The sequence below is a fragment of the Aequorivita flava genome, from assembly GCF_038742595.1.
Lineage (GTDB): Bacteria > Bacteroidota > Bacteroidia > Flavobacteriales > Flavobacteriaceae > Aequorivita > Aequorivita marisscotiae.
Genome location: NZ_JBANCF010000003.1, coordinates 360257 through 376013 on the forward strand (window position 1 = coordinate 360257; position 15757 = coordinate 376013).

Genomic DNA, 15757 nt, shown 5'->3' on the forward strand with positions numbered 1-15757 from the left:
TATGTAAGTTACACTGTTTGGGTTTTTTTATATTTTCAAAACATATTCTTTAATTTAAGGCAATTTCAAAGTTTCATTAGCTATAAACAATACGTGTGAAACGCGCACTTTTACTATACATTAATCAATTTTTAATAGTTTAATGTTTTTTCTTTTGAAGTAGTTAATTTTTTCAACATTCCCATTGCATTTTTCATCTAGAAAAAACTATCTTTGCACCGTTCAAAATAGGGGTGGTTTTTTTGCCCTTAGATAACTATAAAATAAACAGTTACTCATGTCACAAAGTACAGGAAAAGTTGCACAGATTATTGGCCCGGTAGTTGACGTTGCGTTTGATAGCGGATCGGAACTTCCAAAAATATACGACTCGTTAGAGGTAAACAACAACGGAAACCTTTTGGTTCTTGAAGTTCAATCGCACATTGGCGAGAGCATGGTTCGTACCATTTCAATGGATTCTACAGACGGTTTAAGCCGTGGCGTTGAAGCTGTTGCAACGGGAGCTCCAATTCAAATGCCCATTGGAGATGCAGTATACGGTCGACTTTTTAACGTAATTGGCGATGCTATTGATGGTATCGGAAACTTGCCAAAAGCTGGCGACAACGGCCTTCCAATTCACCGTGATGCTCCAAAATTCGAGGATCTTTCCACTTCTACCGAAGTTTTATTTACAGGTATTAAAGTAATAGATCTTATTGAGCCGTATGCAAAAGGTGGTAAAATTGGTCTTTTCGGTGGTGCTGGTGTAGGTAAAACGGTACTTATTCAAGAGTTAATTAACAATATTGCCAAAGGCCACGGAGGTCTTTCGGTATTCGCAGGTGTAGGTGAACGTACTCGAGAAGGGAACGATTTACTTCGCGAAATGCTTGAGTCTGGTATTATAAAATACGGTGACGACTTTATGCACTCAATGGAAGCTGGCGGCTGGGATCTTTCAAAAGTAGATAAAACTGCGATGAAAGAATCTAAAGCTACCTTTGTTTTCGGACAGATGAACGAACCACCGGGAGCACGTGCGCGTGTTGCTCTTTCTGGGCTAACTATTGCTGAATACTTCCGTGATGGAGCTGGCGAGGGCCAAGGAAAAGACGTTCTTTTCTTCGTTGATAATATTTTCCGTTTTACACAAGCAGGTTCTGAAGTGTCTGCACTTCTTGGACGTATGCCTTCAGCGGTGGGTTACCAACCAACTTTGGCAACAGAGATGGGTGCGATGCAAGAACGTATTACTTCAACAAAAAGAGGTTCTATTACTTCTGTTCAGGCGGTTTATGTACCTGCAGATGACCTTACGGATCCAGCGCCGGCAACAACTTTTGCCCACCTGGATGCTACAACTGTACTTTCAAGAAAAATTGCGGAGCTTGGTATTTACCCAGCGGTAGACCCGTTAGACTCTACATCGCGTATTCTTACTGAACCTATTCTAGGTAAAGAGCACTACGGCTGCGCACAACGCGTAAAAGAGCTTTTACAACGTTATAAAGAACTACAAGATATTATTGCAATTCTTGGGATGGAAGAACTTTCTGAAGAAGATAAAATGGCTGTTGGCCGCGCACGTCGTGTACAGCGTTTCCTTTCTCAACCATTCCACGTAGCTGAGCAGTTTACAGGTATTCCTGGCGTATTAGTAGATATTAAAGAAACAATTAAAGGTTTTAATATGATTATGGATGGCGAATTAGATCACCTACCAGAATCTGCTTTCAACCTTAAAGGAACCATCGAAGAAGCTATTGAAGCAGGAGAAAAAATGCTTGCCGAAGCTTAAAAAAAGTATGCAGTATCCAGTGGCAGTTAGCAATAGCTGCCAACTGTAACTGCCAACTGAAAACTTATAAATATGTACTTAGAAATAGTAACCCCCGAAGCGTCTTTAGTTGCAGGTGAAGTTGAAAGCATTACCGTACCCGGTGTAGATGGTGAATTTCAGATGCTTAATAATCACGCTCCCATTGTTTCTGTTTTACAGGAAGGCAAAGTGAAATTTAAAGGTAACCCAACGATCGCCGATGGTTTTGAGAAAAAATTTACCAAAGAAGGTGACAGGTGGGTACTTCATATTTCCGGAGGCACTGTTGAGTGCAACAACAATCGTGTGATGGTTTTGGCGGATTAAGCCAAAGCAAATCCAAAAAAAATAAGTCCCAAATTCCAAAATGATGGAGTTTGGGATTTTTGTTTTTTATAAAAATTAATTTTTTACTCGAAATAATCCGCATCGATTTGTCTATGATGTAAAACCCTGACAATCAAAATAGGTTTTTCGTAAATAAGATAGAACACGATATGTGGTTGGCATGGAATGCTTCGTATGTTCTCAGCTAAGTCTTCTCGTAAAATACCTTCATTTGGAAAAAGCGTTAATTGTTCAAACAGATATAGACATAAATTATACCTATCATTTCAATCTTTTATATACTCCAAAATATTTCCAGGCTGGCAATCCAATGCTTTACAAATTGCCTCCAAGGTTGTAAACCGAACTGCTCGTGCTTTTCCAGATTTTAATATTGACAGATTGGCTTCCGTAATATTGATAATTTCTGCAAGTTCTTTGCTTTTCATACCACGACTTTCCAATAACTTATCTAAGTTTATAACTATACCCATTTGCTATATTGTTAAGTCGTTATCCTCTCTGATACTTTGCCCATACCTCAATAAAACTGAGAGTATAATCAATGATAGGCCCATTATAAAAAACACAAAATTGAAATCCAATGTAGGATTAAAAATATACTCAACCAATTGATTGACATTGGGATCATCAGCAAGTATAAAGCGAATTACACCATAGTTAGTTGCAAAATAAACACTTAGCACTACATAACAGATTTGTGAAAATATGAATAGAAAACCCAAATTTCTTATGTTTTCGAAAAGAGCGGAGGAAAAAGTAATTCTTCTTCTTAATATTTGAAAAATCCTTTTTAATAAATAAAATGAAATCACTGCTACAACAAGTGAAAGATAATTATAGAAATATCCAAAAATACCAAATAGCATATTCGAACTTTTTACCCGAACCTTGGTGTTTACAGATACATGATTTTGTGTTAATTGCAATGTTTCGTTCTTAAATTTAGACAAAATTTCGAACGAGGTTTCAGCGGGTATCTTATTTATACTGTATATGTCTTTGTCGATCCTCTTTGAAGGTCTTTCTCCTTTCCAATCGAAGATTGAATCGGGAGTACGAATATACATTTTTACAGGAATTTGAAACCCTTTTGAAGGATGCAAATCAGTCGAAAAATTACCGACAGATCCATCATGGGTAAAAACTAGCAACGATAGGTTAAATATTAAAAAAGCAATACTTACCCAAAAAGCGAAATTGAAAATAAAATACAAAACACTTACTATACCTAAATTTTTCATTTATAAAATAATTATTGTTTAACGATAACAAATATATCCAAATTATCGAAAAACAATAATTTATTTAATTGGATTGAATTTGAAAAAATTAGTCAATTCCTTAAAGTTATATTAACACCCCTTCCATCTGTTAAAAGAGATTCGTAAATTTGTTTCAACCCAAAACAGTTATGCATTTACAGAAGATAGATAAGGTAAAAACTATTACCAAAGAAGATTTTCTAAAAAATTACTTTAAGCCCCAAAAACCAGTAGTTATTGAAAGGTTTGTAGAGGACTGGCCGGCATTTACAAAATGGGATCTCGATTATATGGCCGAAGTGGCTGGCGATAAAACCGTTCCTCTTTACGATAACCGTCCCGTAAGTCATAAAGATGGTTTTAACGAGCCGCACGCAGAAATGAAGATGAGCGAATATGTTGCTCTTTTAAAAAAAGAACCCACCAAATACCGTATTTTTCTTTGGAACATTTTAAAGGAAGTGCCACAACTCCAAAAAGATTTTAGTTATCCAGATTTTGGTTTGAAATTAATGAAAGGCCTACCAATGCTCTTTTTCGGTGGGAAGGATTCTTATACTTTTATGCATTACGATATTGATCTGGCAAACATCTTCCATTTTCACTTCCAAGGAAAAAAAGAAGTGATTCTCTTCGACCAAAAACAGAATGATTATCTATATAAAATACCCCATTCCTTAATTACTCGTGAAGATATAGATTTTCACAATCCTGATTATACCAAATGGCCAGCATTAAAAAAAGCGGAGGGCTATATCACCAACTTAGAGCACGGCAATGTTTTATACATGCCCGAAGGCTATTGGCATTATATGCGCTACATTACCCCAGGTTTTTCGATGAGCCTACGTGCCATTGCAAGAAATCCTAAAAACTTGGCCAAAGCAATTTATAATATTGCTGTTATGCGTTACTACGATCAGTTAATGCGAAAACTAAAAGGACAAAAATGGATTGATTGGAAAAACGAACAAGCTATTTTGCGCACCAATAAAATGCTATAGTTCCTTAAGAATTCAGTACCTTTCCTTTAATTTTTTTTAAATGAAAATCGCCGCAATCGTTTTTATACTACTTTGGGTACAGGTAACTTTTGCACAGGCCTATACCGGAAAGGGCGACGTAAAATTCCAGATTGGTGCTAATTTTCAAGATAATGGCACTGGAATTATGGGGAGTGTAGATTTTGGCGTGGGTGAAAATATTTCACTCGGACTGGCTTCAACATATTTGTTGGGCATCGATAAAATTAGAAATAAAAGTGGCGAAGAAGAGCCCTTCGCAGATTTTAAGGATAGGTTTGACTTCCGTGCACGTTTTAACGCAAACCTTGGAAATGTTATAAACGTTGATGAATATTTAGATGTTTATCCCGGTCTTTACGCAAGTTTGAAAAACTTTGGCGGGCATTTGGGTTTGCGATACTTCTTTACCAATGGTTTTGGAGTTTTTACCGAGATAAATATTCCTATTTCAAAATACAACACAAATATGTTAACTCAGGCCGAAAAGTTGCATAATCAAGTTTCAGTTAGCTTTGGGGCTTCGTTCAATATCTATTAAATAGGCGCTATTGGTATGAGTTTAAAATTCGCTTAATTATACCTTATTCTTCAAAAAATATACTTTCAATTGGCAATTTAAATAATCTTGAAATCTTAAAGGCAAGTGGTAAACTGGGATCAAATTTTCCTGTTTCAATAGCGTTTATAGTTTGCCGAGAAACCTGAACTTCAACTGACAATTGGGCTTGGGTCATATTGTGCTGGGCACGTAGTATTTTGATTTTATTCTTCATTTGTATCTATTTAAGCCTACAAAAGTTGCTACTAAATATGTAATCCCAATGAGTATAACTACATCTGCAATTTCCGCGTTAATACTAATAATTTTTGCTTGATCTAATAATGAATAGCTCAATCCACCAACCACGCCTATACCTAATGAAATTGCCATTGCCTCAACATGTATTTTGCGCTGCATTTCGTCCAAATTGTTAATGTATTTTCGATTCATAATAATCATTCCTATACCAACAACAGTAGCTATAAAAATAAATATGAGAGTTAATACAGTATTGCCTTCCCAGAAAAATTTTTGTCCAAAGGAGGCCACTGCCATGGCTATTACCCACCCTCCGGTCCAATAGGCTAATTGTTTAATATTGTTCCTATTGGTTACTTTCCATGTATTCTGTTTTGCGTCCATAAGTAAAGTTTATTTGATTATTTGTAAAGTTTATTTGACACAAATATAAATAAATGCCTTGAAATGTCAAGTTTTATTTACAATAAATTCTAATTATTTTAAAATTTCATTCACTTTGTGGTACACCAACTCAGGTTCCCACCCACGATAAAAAAGGTAATCGGCCAGTTTTTTTCGCTTTTTTTGAAGATTTTTTTCGCCAGCTAATTGTAGCAATCGTTTGTCTGCCAAGATTTCAAAGGTTTTGTAGTATTCAGCATCGGGTATTTCCTTTAGAGCAATTTTAATATTGAATTTTGAAATTTCACGGAATTTCAATTCATTCACAATTCTATTTCTTCCCCATTTTTTCGTTCTAAACTTTCCTCTGGCATAGGCTTGCGCAAAGCGGGTTTCATTTAAAAAATTATGTTTAAGTAAGTGATCTATAATATTATCCACTGTCACCGGGATCATCTGCATTTCATACAGTTTTTGGCGCACTTCTTTATGGCAACGTTCCTGATAGGCACAGTAGCGCTCCATTCGCCTGGTAGCTTCTTCAACGGTGTATGTTTTGTGAGTGTTCAAACTGGAAGTAAAACTAACAAAAAAACCCCTTTCGAAGTAAGTCTTCAAAAGGGGTTTTGGTTATTTTATCAATTCACCATCTTTATCGTGAAAGTGATATTCAAGATATGTATATGCATCTCTTGGTTGAATTTTTATCCATTTTTTGTGCTCCAAAAACCATTTGGTGCGCACACTTGGAAAACCTTTGGTTAAAAAGGCCGCTATAAAAGGGTGCGTATTTAGCGTTATCTTTTTATAGTCTTTTTTGAATAGGCGCTTTACCTCTTCATTTATTCTGTTAACAACAATTATAGGCGCTTCAATTTCTCCGTCTATCACATTACTGGGATTTTCTTCACGGGTTTTAATATTCATTTCTGGCCTAACGCGTTGGCGGGTTATTTGTATTAACCCAAACTTACTTGGTGGTAGTATTTTGTGCTTTGCTCTATCGTCTTTCATTTCATCGCGAAGATGGTTGTAGAGCTGTTTTCGGTGATTGGCATTTGCCAAATCAATAAAATCTACCACAATAATGCCTCCCATATCGCGTAACCTTAGTTGTCTTGCCACTTCGGTAGCTGCAATTAAATTCACTTCCAGCGCAGTGCCTTCTTGTGTTTTTTGCTTATTGCTACGATTACCGCTATTCACGTCTATTACGTGCATTGCTTCGGTATGTTCTATAACCAAATAGGCTCCTTTGCTACCTGAGACCGTTTTTCCGAAGGAAGTTTTAATTTGCCGATCGATGCCAAATTTTTCAAACATCGGTACATTGCTATCATAAAACTTTACGATATTGTCTTTTTTGGGTGCAATTTCCTGCACATAATCTTTTATTTGCAAGTATAGGGTTTCATCGTCTATATGTATTGCAGAGAATGAATCGTTGAACATATCACGAATGATAGATGCTCCCCTATTTAACTCACTTAGCACTTTTGAAGGGTGGTGCGCCCCTTGTAGCTTCTTACACATCGCTGTCCAGCGTTCCATAAGATTCTGTAAATCTTTGTCCAGTTCTGCTACTTTTTTGCCCTCGGCTACGGTACGAATAATAACGCCAAATCCTTTGGGTTTTATGCTTGTAATTAAGCGTTTTAACCTGTCTTTTTCTTCGTTGGTTTCTATTTTTTGAGAAACAGAAACACGGTCTGAAAAGGGAACCAAAACTATGTATCGTCCGGCTATAGAAAGCTCTGAACTTATACGGGGTCCTTTGGTGGATATGGGTTCTTTTACAATTTGAACCAAAATAGATTGATTGCTTTTTAAGGCATCGTTTAAGTTGCCATGCTTATCAATCTCTTTTTCGAACGGAAATTCTTTTAAGGAATAATCTTTTAATTTTCCAGAGCTTACGGCTTTCACAAATTTTAATTGCGAAAGTATTTTAGGCCCGAGATCATGATAGTGTAAAAAACCATCTTTCTCGTAGCCTACATTCACGAAGGCGGCGTTAAGCCCAGGAACAGTTTTACGTATTTTGGCAAGAAATATGTCGCCTACGGTAAAATTGTTATCCTCTTCCTCCTTGTGGAGCTCTATAAGTTTTCCATCTTTTAAAAGGGCAAAATCAACTTCTTGTGAACCGGACCTAATAAATAATTCGTAGTTCACTTTACATTAATTTTGTTGTTCCGAAGAAAAATTCGGAACTAATTAAACAATATTTTTCACAGATTTTATATAAAAATCCGGCGATACTGCACCAATCTAAAAGCCAGTTGCTGCAATGTCATTTTCAAAGAACGATCTTTTGTTTGTTTTTATTGAAAAGAATACCCAAAAGGGATTCTGTCCAAAACACTTTTAAAACAGAAAAAGTAGTTTAGAAACTACTTTTTCTTTTTGTGGCGGTTAGCGCGACGTCTTTTCTTGCGCTTGTGAGTCGCTACCTTATGTCTTTTTCTTTTTTTACCACTTGGCATACTAAAGTCTTTTTTAATGCCCCACAAAAGTGGAACGGGTTAGTTTTATTTTACGTCCACGTTAGTTTTTACACCTTCAACAAATACTTTTGCAGGTTTAAAAGCTGGAATATTGTGAGCCGGAATTTTAATAGTTGTGTTCTTTGAAATATTTCTTCCTGTTTTTTCGGCTCTTGTTTTAATAATAAAGCTTCCAAAACCTCTTAAATACACATTGTCTCCTCCTTCTAATGAATTTTTTACTTCTTCCATAAAGGTTTCAACAGTAGCTTGAACTTCATTCTTTTCCATTCCGAGCTTTTCTGAAATTTTCGCTACGATATCTGCTTTCGTCATTCTTGTAAATTTTAATTAATTATTCTTTTCTAGATTTTTTTTCAGACCGCAAATATACATATTTTAAAATCAATAATTCAAACCTTAATCCTTTAAAATTTAATGGGATATAGATTAATTTTACCCAATGCATAAAATAGCCCCTAATTTTTCCAAAAAGCTCATTGCGTGGTATATACAAAACAAGCGTGAATTGCCTTGGCGCAAAACAAAGAATCCGTACCATATTTGGCTGTCAGAAATTATTCTACAACAAACCCGAGTAGCGCAAGGATTGCCCTACTTTTTGAAATTTATTGAAGCCTATCCGCAAGTTGAAAATTTAGCCAATGCCCGCGAAGACGAAGTGCTTAAACTTTGGCAAGGTTTGGGTTATTATTCGCGTGCCCGAAACCTACATGCCACCGCAAAAATGGTGTGCCAAGAAATGAACGGGGTTTTTCCCGACAATTACAAAGACCTTTTAAAGTTAAAAGGCGTGGGCGATTACACAGCCAGTGCCATTGCTAGTATTGCGTTTAACCAACCCGAAGCGGTTGTAGATGGTAATGTTTATCGTGTTCTCTCTCGCTTTTTTGAAATCAACACTCCTATTAATACCACTGCCGGACAAAAAGAATTTAAACAACTCGCACAGCAACTTATAGATATAGATGAGCCCGGCACCTTTAACCAAGCCATTATGGAATTTGGCGCGCGGTACTGTGTGCCGCAAAACCCAGATTGCAATAATTGTATTTTTAACGATAGTTGTAAGGCTTTCCAGCAGAAAAATGTAGATCATCTTCCCGTTAAAATAAAGGCCAAACCCATTAAAAAAAGATTCTTCAATTATTTAGTTGTGCTTTCCAAAAATGAACACACCATGCTACAACAGCGCACGGGAAAAGGAATTTGGCAGCAGTTATACCAATTTCCTTTAATTGAAACTTCGGAAGAAGTAAATCTTCGTTCCCTTACAAAACATACGCAATTTCAAACATTTTGCAAAAATCTACAAATCGATACTATTTCACTATTTAATGAAACGCCAATCGTTCACAAACTTTCGCATCAACATTTAAGCACACGGTTTTGGATCGTTGAAACGTTGGAGGAAAATGAAAATACAATTCCAATTTCCAACGTAAAAGATTACGCAGTTCCCGTTTTAATTGCAGATTTTGTCTCGGAGTTTTTTGAGAATTACTGATGTTCGGTTACCTTACATAATGCGGCAGGAAATCATTTTATATAAAATTTTAAAAATTCCGTATATTTAAAACGCAAAATCTACCTTTGCACAAATTAAAAAAACAATAGTTATGAGTGGAACATTAAACAAAGTAATGTTGATTGGGCATACCGGAGATGATGTAAAAATGCATTATTTTGAAGGCGGCAATAGCTTGGGCCGTTTTCCGCTTGCTACCAACGAAACCTATACCAATAAAACAACAAACGAGCGCGTAACAAACACAGAATGGCACAATGTTGTAGTGCGAAACAAAGCAGCAGAAATTTGCGAAAAATATTTAAAAAAAGGCGATATGGTCTATATTGAAGGTCGCCTAAAAACTCGCAAATGGCAGGACGATAAAGGCATGGACAGATACAGTACCGAAATTCACTGTACAGATTTTACTTTTTTATCTCCCAAGAGTGACAGCGCAAACTCTGGAACTGGCAATACCGCGCAAACCACCCAGAAAACACAGTCTGCAGCACAACCGCAAACAAACAATCAAGTTTCTGATGAAGAGGACGATCTTCCTTTTTAATGTTTAACTAAAATAATCAACTTGGATACTGACCCCCCTGGTTTACTATATTTTCTTACCGTTTTGGATTTTTCCCAAATATTAAGTACTGTTTTACTGTTTGTACTTTTGGCGTGCTCAGCCTTGATTTCTGGTGCCGAAGTGGCTTTCTTTTCGCTAACATCATCTGATTTTGAAACTAATGACGAAAAATCAATCGCCAAAAAATTAGGCATCGTACAGCGCTTACTAGCAAAGCCCAAAAAGTTATTAGCCACTATTTTGGTAGCAAATAATTTTATTAACATAGCCATTGTATTGCTTTTTGAGTCGTTGAGCACTATTTGGTTTGCCAGATGGGACTATTCCCTCAATCTGCATTATTTTGAACTAAGCGTAGTATTCCTTTTAAAAGTAGTTGTAGTTACTTTTTTAATCTTGCTTTTTGGCGAAATCCTTCCAAAAATATATGCCAATCGCAACCGGATTTCATTTGCAGTTTTTATGGCGCAGCCGCTAAATGTATTAGATACATTGTTATCGCCAATTAGCTCGCCAATGCGTTCTGCCACATTGTATCTTCACGATCGGTACGGCAAACAAAAATCTAATATAAGTGTAGATCATCTATCGCAAGCGCTAGAGCTTTCTAATCAGGATACCACTTTTGAGGAACAAAAAATCCTTCAAGGTATTGTTACCTTCGGAAACACCGACACCAAACAGGTAATGAAAAACCGAATGGACATTTTTGCACTTAACGAAGAGCAACCTTTTAAAGAAATTCTGCCAGAAATTATTCAACGAGGTTATTCCCGGATTCCTGTTTACAAAGACAGCATAGACAATATTACCGGAATTTTATATGTAAAGGATTTAATTCCGTTTACAGATAGAAAAATACTAGACTGGAAAACCCTAAAGCGCGAAGCCTATTTTGTTCCCGAAAATAAAAAGCTGGACGATTTACTGAATGAGTTTAAAGAAATGAAAATGCACCTCGCCATTGTTGTTGATGAATACGGCGGTACGAGCGGCTTGATTTCCTTAGAAGATATTATTGAAGAAATTGTTGGTGAAATTAGCGATGAATTTGACGATGAAGATTTAATTTTTTCAAAATTGGACGATCATACCTATGTTTTTGAAGGAAAAACACCACTAAAAGATTTCTATAAAGTAATAAAACTTGAAAATCCAGAAATTTTTGAAGACGAAAAAGGTGAAGCCGAAACGCTTGCTGGGTTTCTATTAGAAATTTCAAAAGGCTTTCCCAAGAAAAACGAAGTAATATCTTTCAACAATTATGCGTTTACCATTGAGGCGTTTGAGGGCAAGCGCATCAAACAAATAAAACTTACCATTGAAAATTAATAACTTCTATATTACTTTATTTATAAGCTTTTTTACCCTTGCATCCTGTCAAGATAATACGTTGGTAAAACCTGCGGCTATGTTGCGTTTAGAATATCCACAACCCCAGTACCGTACCGTTTCCACAGACTGCCCCTATTCTTTTTCGGTGAATCACATTACAACGCTCGTCCAGAAAAACAACTGCGGCATAAATATTACGTATCCAGAAATGAAGGCTACCTTGTATTTAACCTACCAAGATGTACGAAAAAACAATTTAGATTCACTCTTGCAAGATGCTCAAAAATTGGCATATGACCATACTATAAAGGCAAATAGCATCCCCGAGCAGCCCTATGTAAATCCAGACAAAAACGTATACGGCATGTTCTATATGATTAATGGAAATGCAGCCACCCAAGCAGAATTTTATGTTACGGACAGTACAAATCATTTTTTAAACGGAGCCTTATATTTTGATGCAAAACCAAATTTTGATTCCATCTATCCTGCCGTAGTTTATTTACGCGAAGACATTCGTAAACTAATGGAAACCATTACGTGGCAGTAGCCTAATATAGCTTGTAAATAAAAAGTTAACAAACCATTTACAAATGGTTCGGCAACTTTTCGTAACTTTTGGGTGTAAAAACCACCACTATGTTTAAAGTATATTCTCGTTATGGCGTTTGGATTGCAATAGCCTTAATTGCATATTTCCTTCTCTTAAAATTAATAGGTCTTCACCAATACCCTGAATTAAGTTCGGTTAATGGTTTAATTTTTGGCTTTGGTATTTATATGGCAATGAAAAATTACGCAACAGGAGAAAACAACTTTAAATACGAAAAGGGCTTTGAGGTAGGTTTATTTTCAGGCGGAATAGCTTCAATTCTTTTTACGCTATTTATGGCAATCTATATGTACCAAATAGATACCGAATTTTCCGCTGGAATTATGGAACGATGGAATTTGGAATACAGCATGGGAACACTTATGTTAATACTTTCTATTTTAATTATGGGCTTTGCCACAAGTATTGTTTTAACACTCACCTTTATGCAACTTCTCAAAAAATCTTGGAACACACAAGACGGAAATAGGCACACCATCAAATAAATGCAGGGAAATGGCCTTCCAGCTTTTATTTACTTGCAGGCAGATACAAAAATCTAAAACAAAACACTTTGCACACTTAGTTCTGAAAAGATTAAAGAAAAACACTTTGCTGTTTCCAATTTAAAAATTATATTTGCAGCCCCCTACGCAAACCGTATTTGCTTCGGAAGTTACCGCCTCCGTAAACGTTAGGGAAATATAAGTTTAACTAATTTTATAAACGATTCGCTATGTACGCAATTGTAGAGATAGCAGGGCAGCAAGTAAAAGTTGCGAAAGACCAAAAGGTTTTTGTTAATCGTTTGCCAGTAGAAGAAGGAAAAAAAGTGTCTTTTGACAATGTACTTCTTATTGGTGACGGAGACAATATTACCATTGGCGCCCCGGCTATAAACGGCGCTCAAATAGGAGCAAAAGTCGTAAAGCACCTTAAAGGTGACAAAGTTATAGTATTCAAAAAGAAACGCCGTAAAGGATACCGTGTTAAAAACGGACACCGTCAGGCTCTTTCTGAAATTGTAATTGAAAGCATTGTAGCTTCAGGAGCTACACCAGCTAAAAAGGAAACAGCCAAAAAAGCTGCTCCAAAACCTGCCCGTCCGTCAGGCGGGAAAGAAACTAAAGCAGCTGCTCCAAAAGCAGAAGCTAAAAAGGCACCTGCAAAAAAAGCCGCTCCAAAAGCTGCAAAAGCAGATGATCTTAAAAAGATTGAAGGTGTTGGACCTAAAGCTGCAGAAGCTATGGTTGCTGCCGGATTGGATACTTTTGCGAAAGTTGCAAAGGCAAAACCAGAGGCTATCGCAACTATTCTTTCTGAAGCAAGTTCAAACCTTGCTCATTTAGTTACCGATACTTGGCCAAAACAAGCTAAATTAGCTGCAGATGGCAAGTGGGATGAACTAAAGGAATTGCAAGACAATTTAGACGGTGGGGTTGAAAAATAATCTCGCTAACGTATAATATTTAAAACCGAAACAAAATGGCTCACAAAAAAGGAGTTGGTAGTTCCAAAAACGGTCGCGAATCCGAATCGAAACGTTTAGGCGTTAAGATTTTTGGAGGCCAGGCCGCTATTGCCGGAAATATCATTGTAAGACAAAGAGGATATACACATCACCCAGGTGAAAATGTATATGGTGGTAAAGACCACACCCTTCACGCGCAAGTAGACGGGGTAGTGAAATTCACCAAAAAGAAAGATAACAGAAGTTACGTTTCTATCGTTCCAAACGCAGAAGCATAGTAACAATTTTGTTTAAAAATAAAAAAACCTTCACCACGCTGTGAAGGTTTTTTTATTTTACCAAGTGAGCCTGAAAGTCTGAAAATGAAACTTGGTGCTTTAAAAGTGTCCATTTTGAAATCTCTGGGTAGTGCGTGTATATAAAATCTGAAGGTTCCGTTAAAAACCAAAAATCGTCTGTTCCATTTTTATTGCCATAACTTATAGCCCAAGTAATGTCTAGCAATTGCCACTGGCCATCGAGTTTTACGGCATTCCAGGTATGATTTGGCGTCTTGCTCTTTCTACTCTTTCGGGAATAATCTCGTGTAAATCCATGAATTACTTCAGCAGAAACCCCCACATCGATACAAAGATTTTTAAACAGAAAAGCGTACCCACCACAAAGCGCTTTGTTTCTTTCCAAAACCTTTTTTATTACATTATTTTCTGAAGTATATATTGTGTTTTGAAGCATTTTGCTCAGTCGCAATTCATGGTCGTAAGCAATATTGGCGGCAATCCAAGTATAAATTGAAATTACTTTTTGCCTATCTGTAGTAGCATTTTTGGTTATGGCATGCGCCAACTTTAAAGTTGAAAATTGTGAAGAAATTTCACCCTTTGCAACACGTTCTTCATTGTTGTTATTTCTTCCAATAACAGGGCCTATCTGTGCCGAAGTACTAATTCCGAAAAAAATATAAAACAATAGAATAAAGCCTTTTTGCATAAATATCAATCAATTTATGAGAAAACGGATTTATTATAATTATATTGAATATAAAGGTGTTAAAACTTATTTAACCAATTCTAACAATTCATTTTCCGAAACATTCAACAGCCCCACTTTTGGTAAACGCCGGGTTAATTCTCTCCAGTTTTTATCCTTTTCATAAATTTTACCAAGCATTTCGGCAGCTCGTTCAAATTGTTTATCATTTGCCAAGGTTATGGCAGTCCAAAATTGCATTTCAAGATTTTCAGGAAACATTTTCATGGCAGCATTATATTGGGCCATTGCTTTTTTCATTTCATTTTTTTCAACATATACATCGCCCTGATTCATGTGTTCATACGCTCGAAATACGTTCAAAAGCCTATCTAATTCCTTTACAGGATTTTCGTTGTCATCTACTCGCAAATCTAGTAGTACGTCGTTCCATGGCTCATCCGTAGCTTCTGGAGCAACAATTAGTAGCGCCGCAGATTGCTTTCCACGAATATCGCCCCCTGAATTTTGGGCAGCGAGTAAAACCTGTACCATCCTTTCTGCTAGCGGCAATTTATTGTATGTTTTCCAGGCTTTTTCCATGGCAGGAACAACCTTATCATTAAGCATCATATTTGCCTGTATTGAAAAGTTTTCACCATTTGCATGGCTGGCATAAACAATACAATTTTTTCCCGTATGTGTTGCAACTCTTCCTTTGGAATCTAGAATTGCAACTTGCCGAAAATCGCGGCCCTCATCGTCGCTCAACAAAATGTCCATTGCCTGTTGCGGAGATTTTCCTTGTTTTAACAAATCCAATCCCCGAATACCGAAAGATCTATTGGTAAATGATTGTGTTGCAACTACACCAACTCCAGCCTCGCCCCAGGAAACACCTGTGCCAACGCTAAACCAATGACTTTGAACGGCCACCGCCATTTCTCCTGTATTCGCATCGCGTGCAACAATAGAATAGGTATGTGCCAAAGGATCGTTAGGCTTTGTAGATTGGGCCATAGTGGTAAAAATTGAAAAAAGTCCGAAGTATAAAAGAAATGATTTCATCGATGTGTTTTTTTGAGTATTTAAAGATAAATTTTTATTTCAAAAAACAACAACATGTTATATAGCATCTGTTGAAATTGCTATTTCAATAATT

21 protein-coding genes are annotated in these 15757 nt (G+C 36.5%); 11 read left to right on the forward strand and 10 right to left on the reverse strand.

Annotated features, from left to right (window positions below):
* The first annotated feature begins 277 nt into the window (after positions 1 to 277).
* Both atpD and VZD24_RS06490 read left to right on the forward strand, forming a co-directional pair.
* A complete protein-coding gene (atpD, locus tag VZD24_RS06485; RefSeq protein ID WP_279449360.1) occupies positions 278 to 1783 on the forward strand; it encodes a F0F1 ATP synthase subunit beta in 1506 nt (501 codons plus the stop codon).
* Between the two features lie 72 nt (positions 1784 to 1855).
* Positions 1856 to 2131: a FoF1 ATP synthase subunit delta/epsilon gene (locus VZD24_RS06490; protein WP_279449361.1), complete on the forward strand. Its 276-nt coding sequence runs from the start codon at positions 1856 to 1858 to the stop codon at positions 2129 to 2131.
* Positions 2132 to 2214: 83 nt separating this feature from the next.
* Here the strand turns inward: VZD24_RS06490 and VZD24_RS15235 are convergent, their stop codons facing one another.
* From VZD24_RS15235 to VZD24_RS06500, 3 genes are read right to left on the reverse strand one after another with little or no spacing between them, the layout of a single operon-like run.
* The gene (locus tag VZD24_RS15235; protein ID WP_373693813.1) at positions 2215 to 2391 is read right to left on the reverse strand and encodes a type II toxin-antitoxin system RelE/ParE family toxin; all 177 of its coding nucleotides are present in this window, start codon (positions 2389 to 2391) and stop codon (positions 2215 to 2217) included.
* 27 nt (positions 2392 to 2418) lie between these two features.
* Positions 2419 to 2625, reverse strand: coding sequence for a helix-turn-helix domain-containing protein (locus VZD24_RS06495; RefSeq protein WP_279449362.1), 207 nt, complete (start codon positions 2623 to 2625; stop codon positions 2419 to 2421).
* A 3-nt stretch (positions 2626 to 2628) separates the two neighbouring features.
* Positions 2629 to 3396: a DUF2975 domain-containing protein gene (locus tag VZD24_RS06500; RefSeq protein ID WP_279449363.1), complete on the reverse strand. Its 768-nt coding sequence runs from the start codon at positions 3394 to 3396 to the stop codon at positions 2629 to 2631.
* Positions 3397 to 3566: 170 nt separating this feature from the next.
* On the opposite strand from VZD24_RS06500, the gene VZD24_RS06505 reads away from it, so the two are divergent.
* Entirely contained in the window at positions 3567 to 4421 is an 855-nt protein-coding gene (locus VZD24_RS06505; RefSeq protein WP_342687008.1) for a cupin-like domain-containing protein, read from the forward strand.
* A gap of 40 nt (positions 4422 to 4461) precedes the next feature.
* Entirely contained in the window at positions 4462 to 4980 is a 519-nt protein-coding gene (locus tag VZD24_RS06510) for a DUF6646 family protein (RefSeq protein WP_279449365.1), read from the forward strand.
* Between the two features lie 43 nt (positions 4981 to 5023).
* Here the strand turns inward: VZD24_RS06510 and VZD24_RS06515 are convergent, their stop codons facing one another.
* The 5 genes from VZD24_RS06515 to VZD24_RS06535 all read right to left on the reverse strand — a co-directional run bounded on the left by VZD24_RS06515 (position 5024) and on the right by VZD24_RS06535 (position 8447).
* On the reverse strand, positions 5024 to 5215 hold the full coding sequence (locus tag VZD24_RS06515; RefSeq protein WP_279449366.1) for a helix-turn-helix transcriptional regulator: 192 nt from the start codon (positions 5213 to 5215) through the stop codon (positions 5024 to 5026).
* Complete coding sequence (locus tag VZD24_RS06520) at positions 5212 to 5625, reverse strand: hypothetical protein (protein ID WP_279449367.1); 414 nt, start codon at positions 5623 to 5625, stop codon at positions 5212 to 5214. The genes VZD24_RS06515 and VZD24_RS06520 overlap by 4 nt, the downstream gene beginning before the upstream one ends.
* A gap of 93 nt (positions 5626 to 5718) precedes the next feature.
* Positions 5719 to 6195, reverse strand: coding sequence for a regulatory protein RecX (locus tag VZD24_RS06525; protein WP_279449368.1), 477 nt, complete (start codon positions 6193 to 6195; stop codon positions 5719 to 5721).
* A 60-nt stretch (positions 6196 to 6255) separates the two neighbouring features.
* A complete protein-coding gene (locus VZD24_RS06530; RefSeq protein WP_279449369.1) occupies positions 6256 to 7800 on the reverse strand; it encodes an Rne/Rng family ribonuclease in 1545 nt (514 codons plus the stop codon).
* A 356-nt stretch (positions 7801 to 8156) separates the two neighbouring features.
* Positions 8157 to 8447, reverse strand: a complete 291-nt coding sequence (locus tag VZD24_RS06535) for an HU family DNA-binding protein (protein ID WP_014782104.1) — start codon at positions 8445 to 8447, stop codon at positions 8157 to 8159.
* Positions 8448 to 8574: 127 nt separating this feature from the next.
* Between VZD24_RS06535 and mutY the strand changes: the two genes are divergently transcribed.
* From mutY to rpmA, 7 genes are all read left to right on the forward strand, one after another.
* The gene (mutY, locus tag VZD24_RS06540; RefSeq protein WP_279449370.1) at positions 8575 to 9639 is read left to right on the forward strand and encodes an A/G-specific adenine glycosylase; all 1065 of its coding nucleotides are present in this window, start codon (positions 8575 to 8577) and stop codon (positions 9637 to 9639) included.
* A 112-nt stretch (positions 9640 to 9751) separates the two neighbouring features.
* On the forward strand, positions 9752 to 10207 hold the full coding sequence (locus tag VZD24_RS06545; protein ID WP_279449371.1) for a single-stranded DNA-binding protein: 456 nt from the start codon (positions 9752 to 9754) through the stop codon (positions 10205 to 10207).
* A 21-nt stretch (positions 10208 to 10228) separates the two neighbouring features.
* On the forward strand, positions 10229 to 11560 hold the full coding sequence (locus VZD24_RS06550) for a gliding motility-associated protein GldE (RefSeq protein WP_279449372.1): 1332 nt from the start codon (positions 10229 to 10231) through the stop codon (positions 11558 to 11560).
* A complete protein-coding gene (gene gldD / locus VZD24_RS06555) occupies positions 11550 to 12113 on the forward strand; it encodes a gliding motility lipoprotein GldD (RefSeq protein ID WP_279449373.1) in 564 nt (187 codons plus the stop codon). The genes VZD24_RS06550 and gldD overlap by 11 nt, the downstream gene beginning before the upstream one ends.
* A gap of 89 nt (positions 12114 to 12202) precedes the next feature.
* A complete protein-coding gene (locus VZD24_RS06560; protein ID WP_342687007.1) occupies positions 12203 to 12661 on the forward strand; it encodes a DUF4199 domain-containing protein in 459 nt (152 codons plus the stop codon).
* Positions 12662 to 12891: 230 nt separating this feature from the next.
* A complete protein-coding gene (rplU, locus tag VZD24_RS06565; protein ID WP_279449375.1) occupies positions 12892 to 13605 on the forward strand; it encodes a 50S ribosomal protein L21 in 714 nt (237 codons plus the stop codon).
* 35 nt (positions 13606 to 13640) lie between these two features.
* A complete protein-coding gene (rpmA, locus tag VZD24_RS06570; RefSeq protein ID WP_279449376.1) occupies positions 13641 to 13904 on the forward strand; it encodes a 50S ribosomal protein L27 in 264 nt (87 codons plus the stop codon).
* Positions 13905 to 13956: 52 nt separating this feature from the next.
* Here the strand turns inward: rpmA and VZD24_RS06575 are convergent, their stop codons facing one another.
* Both VZD24_RS06575 and VZD24_RS06580 read right to left on the reverse strand, forming a co-directional pair.
* Complete coding sequence (locus tag VZD24_RS06575; protein WP_342687006.1) at positions 13957 to 14616, reverse strand: transglutaminase domain-containing protein; 660 nt, start codon at positions 14614 to 14616, stop codon at positions 13957 to 13959.
* A gap of 66 nt (positions 14617 to 14682) precedes the next feature.
* A complete protein-coding gene (locus VZD24_RS06580) occupies positions 14683 to 15663 on the reverse strand; it encodes a DUF1028 domain-containing protein (protein WP_279449378.1) in 981 nt (326 codons plus the stop codon).
* Positions 15664 to 15757 lie beyond the last annotated feature (94 nt).

Excerpts from the sequence above, each read along its gene's own strand:
- atpD (WP_279449360.1), top strand. The coding sequence starts at position 278 with ATGTCACAAAGTACAGGAAAAGTTGCACAGATTATTGGCCCGGTAGTT.
- VZD24_RS06490 (WP_279449361.1), top strand. The coding sequence starts at position 1,856 with ATGTACTTAGAAATAGTAACCCCCGAAGCGTCTTTAGTTGCAGGTGAA.
- VZD24_RS06495 (WP_279449362.1), bottom strand. The coding sequence starts at position 2,625 with ATGGGTATAGTTATAAACTTAGATAAGTTATTGGAAAGTCGTGGTATG.
- VZD24_RS06500 (WP_279449363.1), bottom strand. The coding sequence starts at position 3,396 with ATGAAAAATTTAGGTATAGTAAGTGTTTTGTATTTTATTTTCAATTTC.
- VZD24_RS06505 (WP_342687008.1), top strand. The coding sequence starts at position 3,567 with ATGCATTTACAGAAGATAGATAAGGTAAAAACTATTACCAAAGAAGAT.
- VZD24_RS06510 (WP_279449365.1), top strand. The coding sequence starts at position 4,462 with ATGAAAATCGCCGCAATCGTTTTTATACTACTTTGGGTACAGGTAACT.
- VZD24_RS06515 (WP_279449366.1), bottom strand. The coding sequence starts at position 5,215 with ATGAAGAATAAAATCAAAATACTACGTGCCCAGCACAATATGACCCAA.
- VZD24_RS06520 (WP_279449367.1), bottom strand. The coding sequence starts at position 5,625 with ATGGACGCAAAACAGAATACATGGAAAGTAACCAATAGGAACAATATT.
- VZD24_RS06535 (WP_014782104.1), bottom strand. The coding sequence starts at position 8,447 with ATGACGAAAGCAGATATCGTAGCGAAAATTTCAGAAAAGCTCGGAATG.
- mutY (WP_279449370.1), top strand. The coding sequence starts at position 8,575 with ATGCATAAAATAGCCCCTAATTTTTCCAAAAAGCTCATTGCGTGGTAT.
- VZD24_RS06545 (WP_279449371.1), top strand. The coding sequence starts at position 9,752 with ATGAGTGGAACATTAAACAAAGTAATGTTGATTGGGCATACCGGAGAT.
- VZD24_RS06560 (WP_342687007.1), top strand. The coding sequence starts at position 12,203 with ATGTTTAAAGTATATTCTCGTTATGGCGTTTGGATTGCAATAGCCTTA.
- rplU (WP_279449375.1), top strand. The coding sequence starts at position 12,892 with ATGTACGCAATTGTAGAGATAGCAGGGCAGCAAGTAAAAGTTGCGAAA.
- rpmA (WP_279449376.1), top strand. The coding sequence starts at position 13,641 with ATGGCTCACAAAAAAGGAGTTGGTAGTTCCAAAAACGGTCGCGAATCC.
- VZD24_RS06575 (WP_342687006.1), bottom strand. The coding sequence starts at position 14,616 with ATGCAAAAAGGCTTTATTCTATTGTTTTATATTTTTTTCGGAATTAGT.
- VZD24_RS06580 (WP_279449378.1), bottom strand. The coding sequence starts at position 15,663 with ATGAAATCATTTCTTTTATACTTCGGACTTTTTTCAATTTTTACCACT.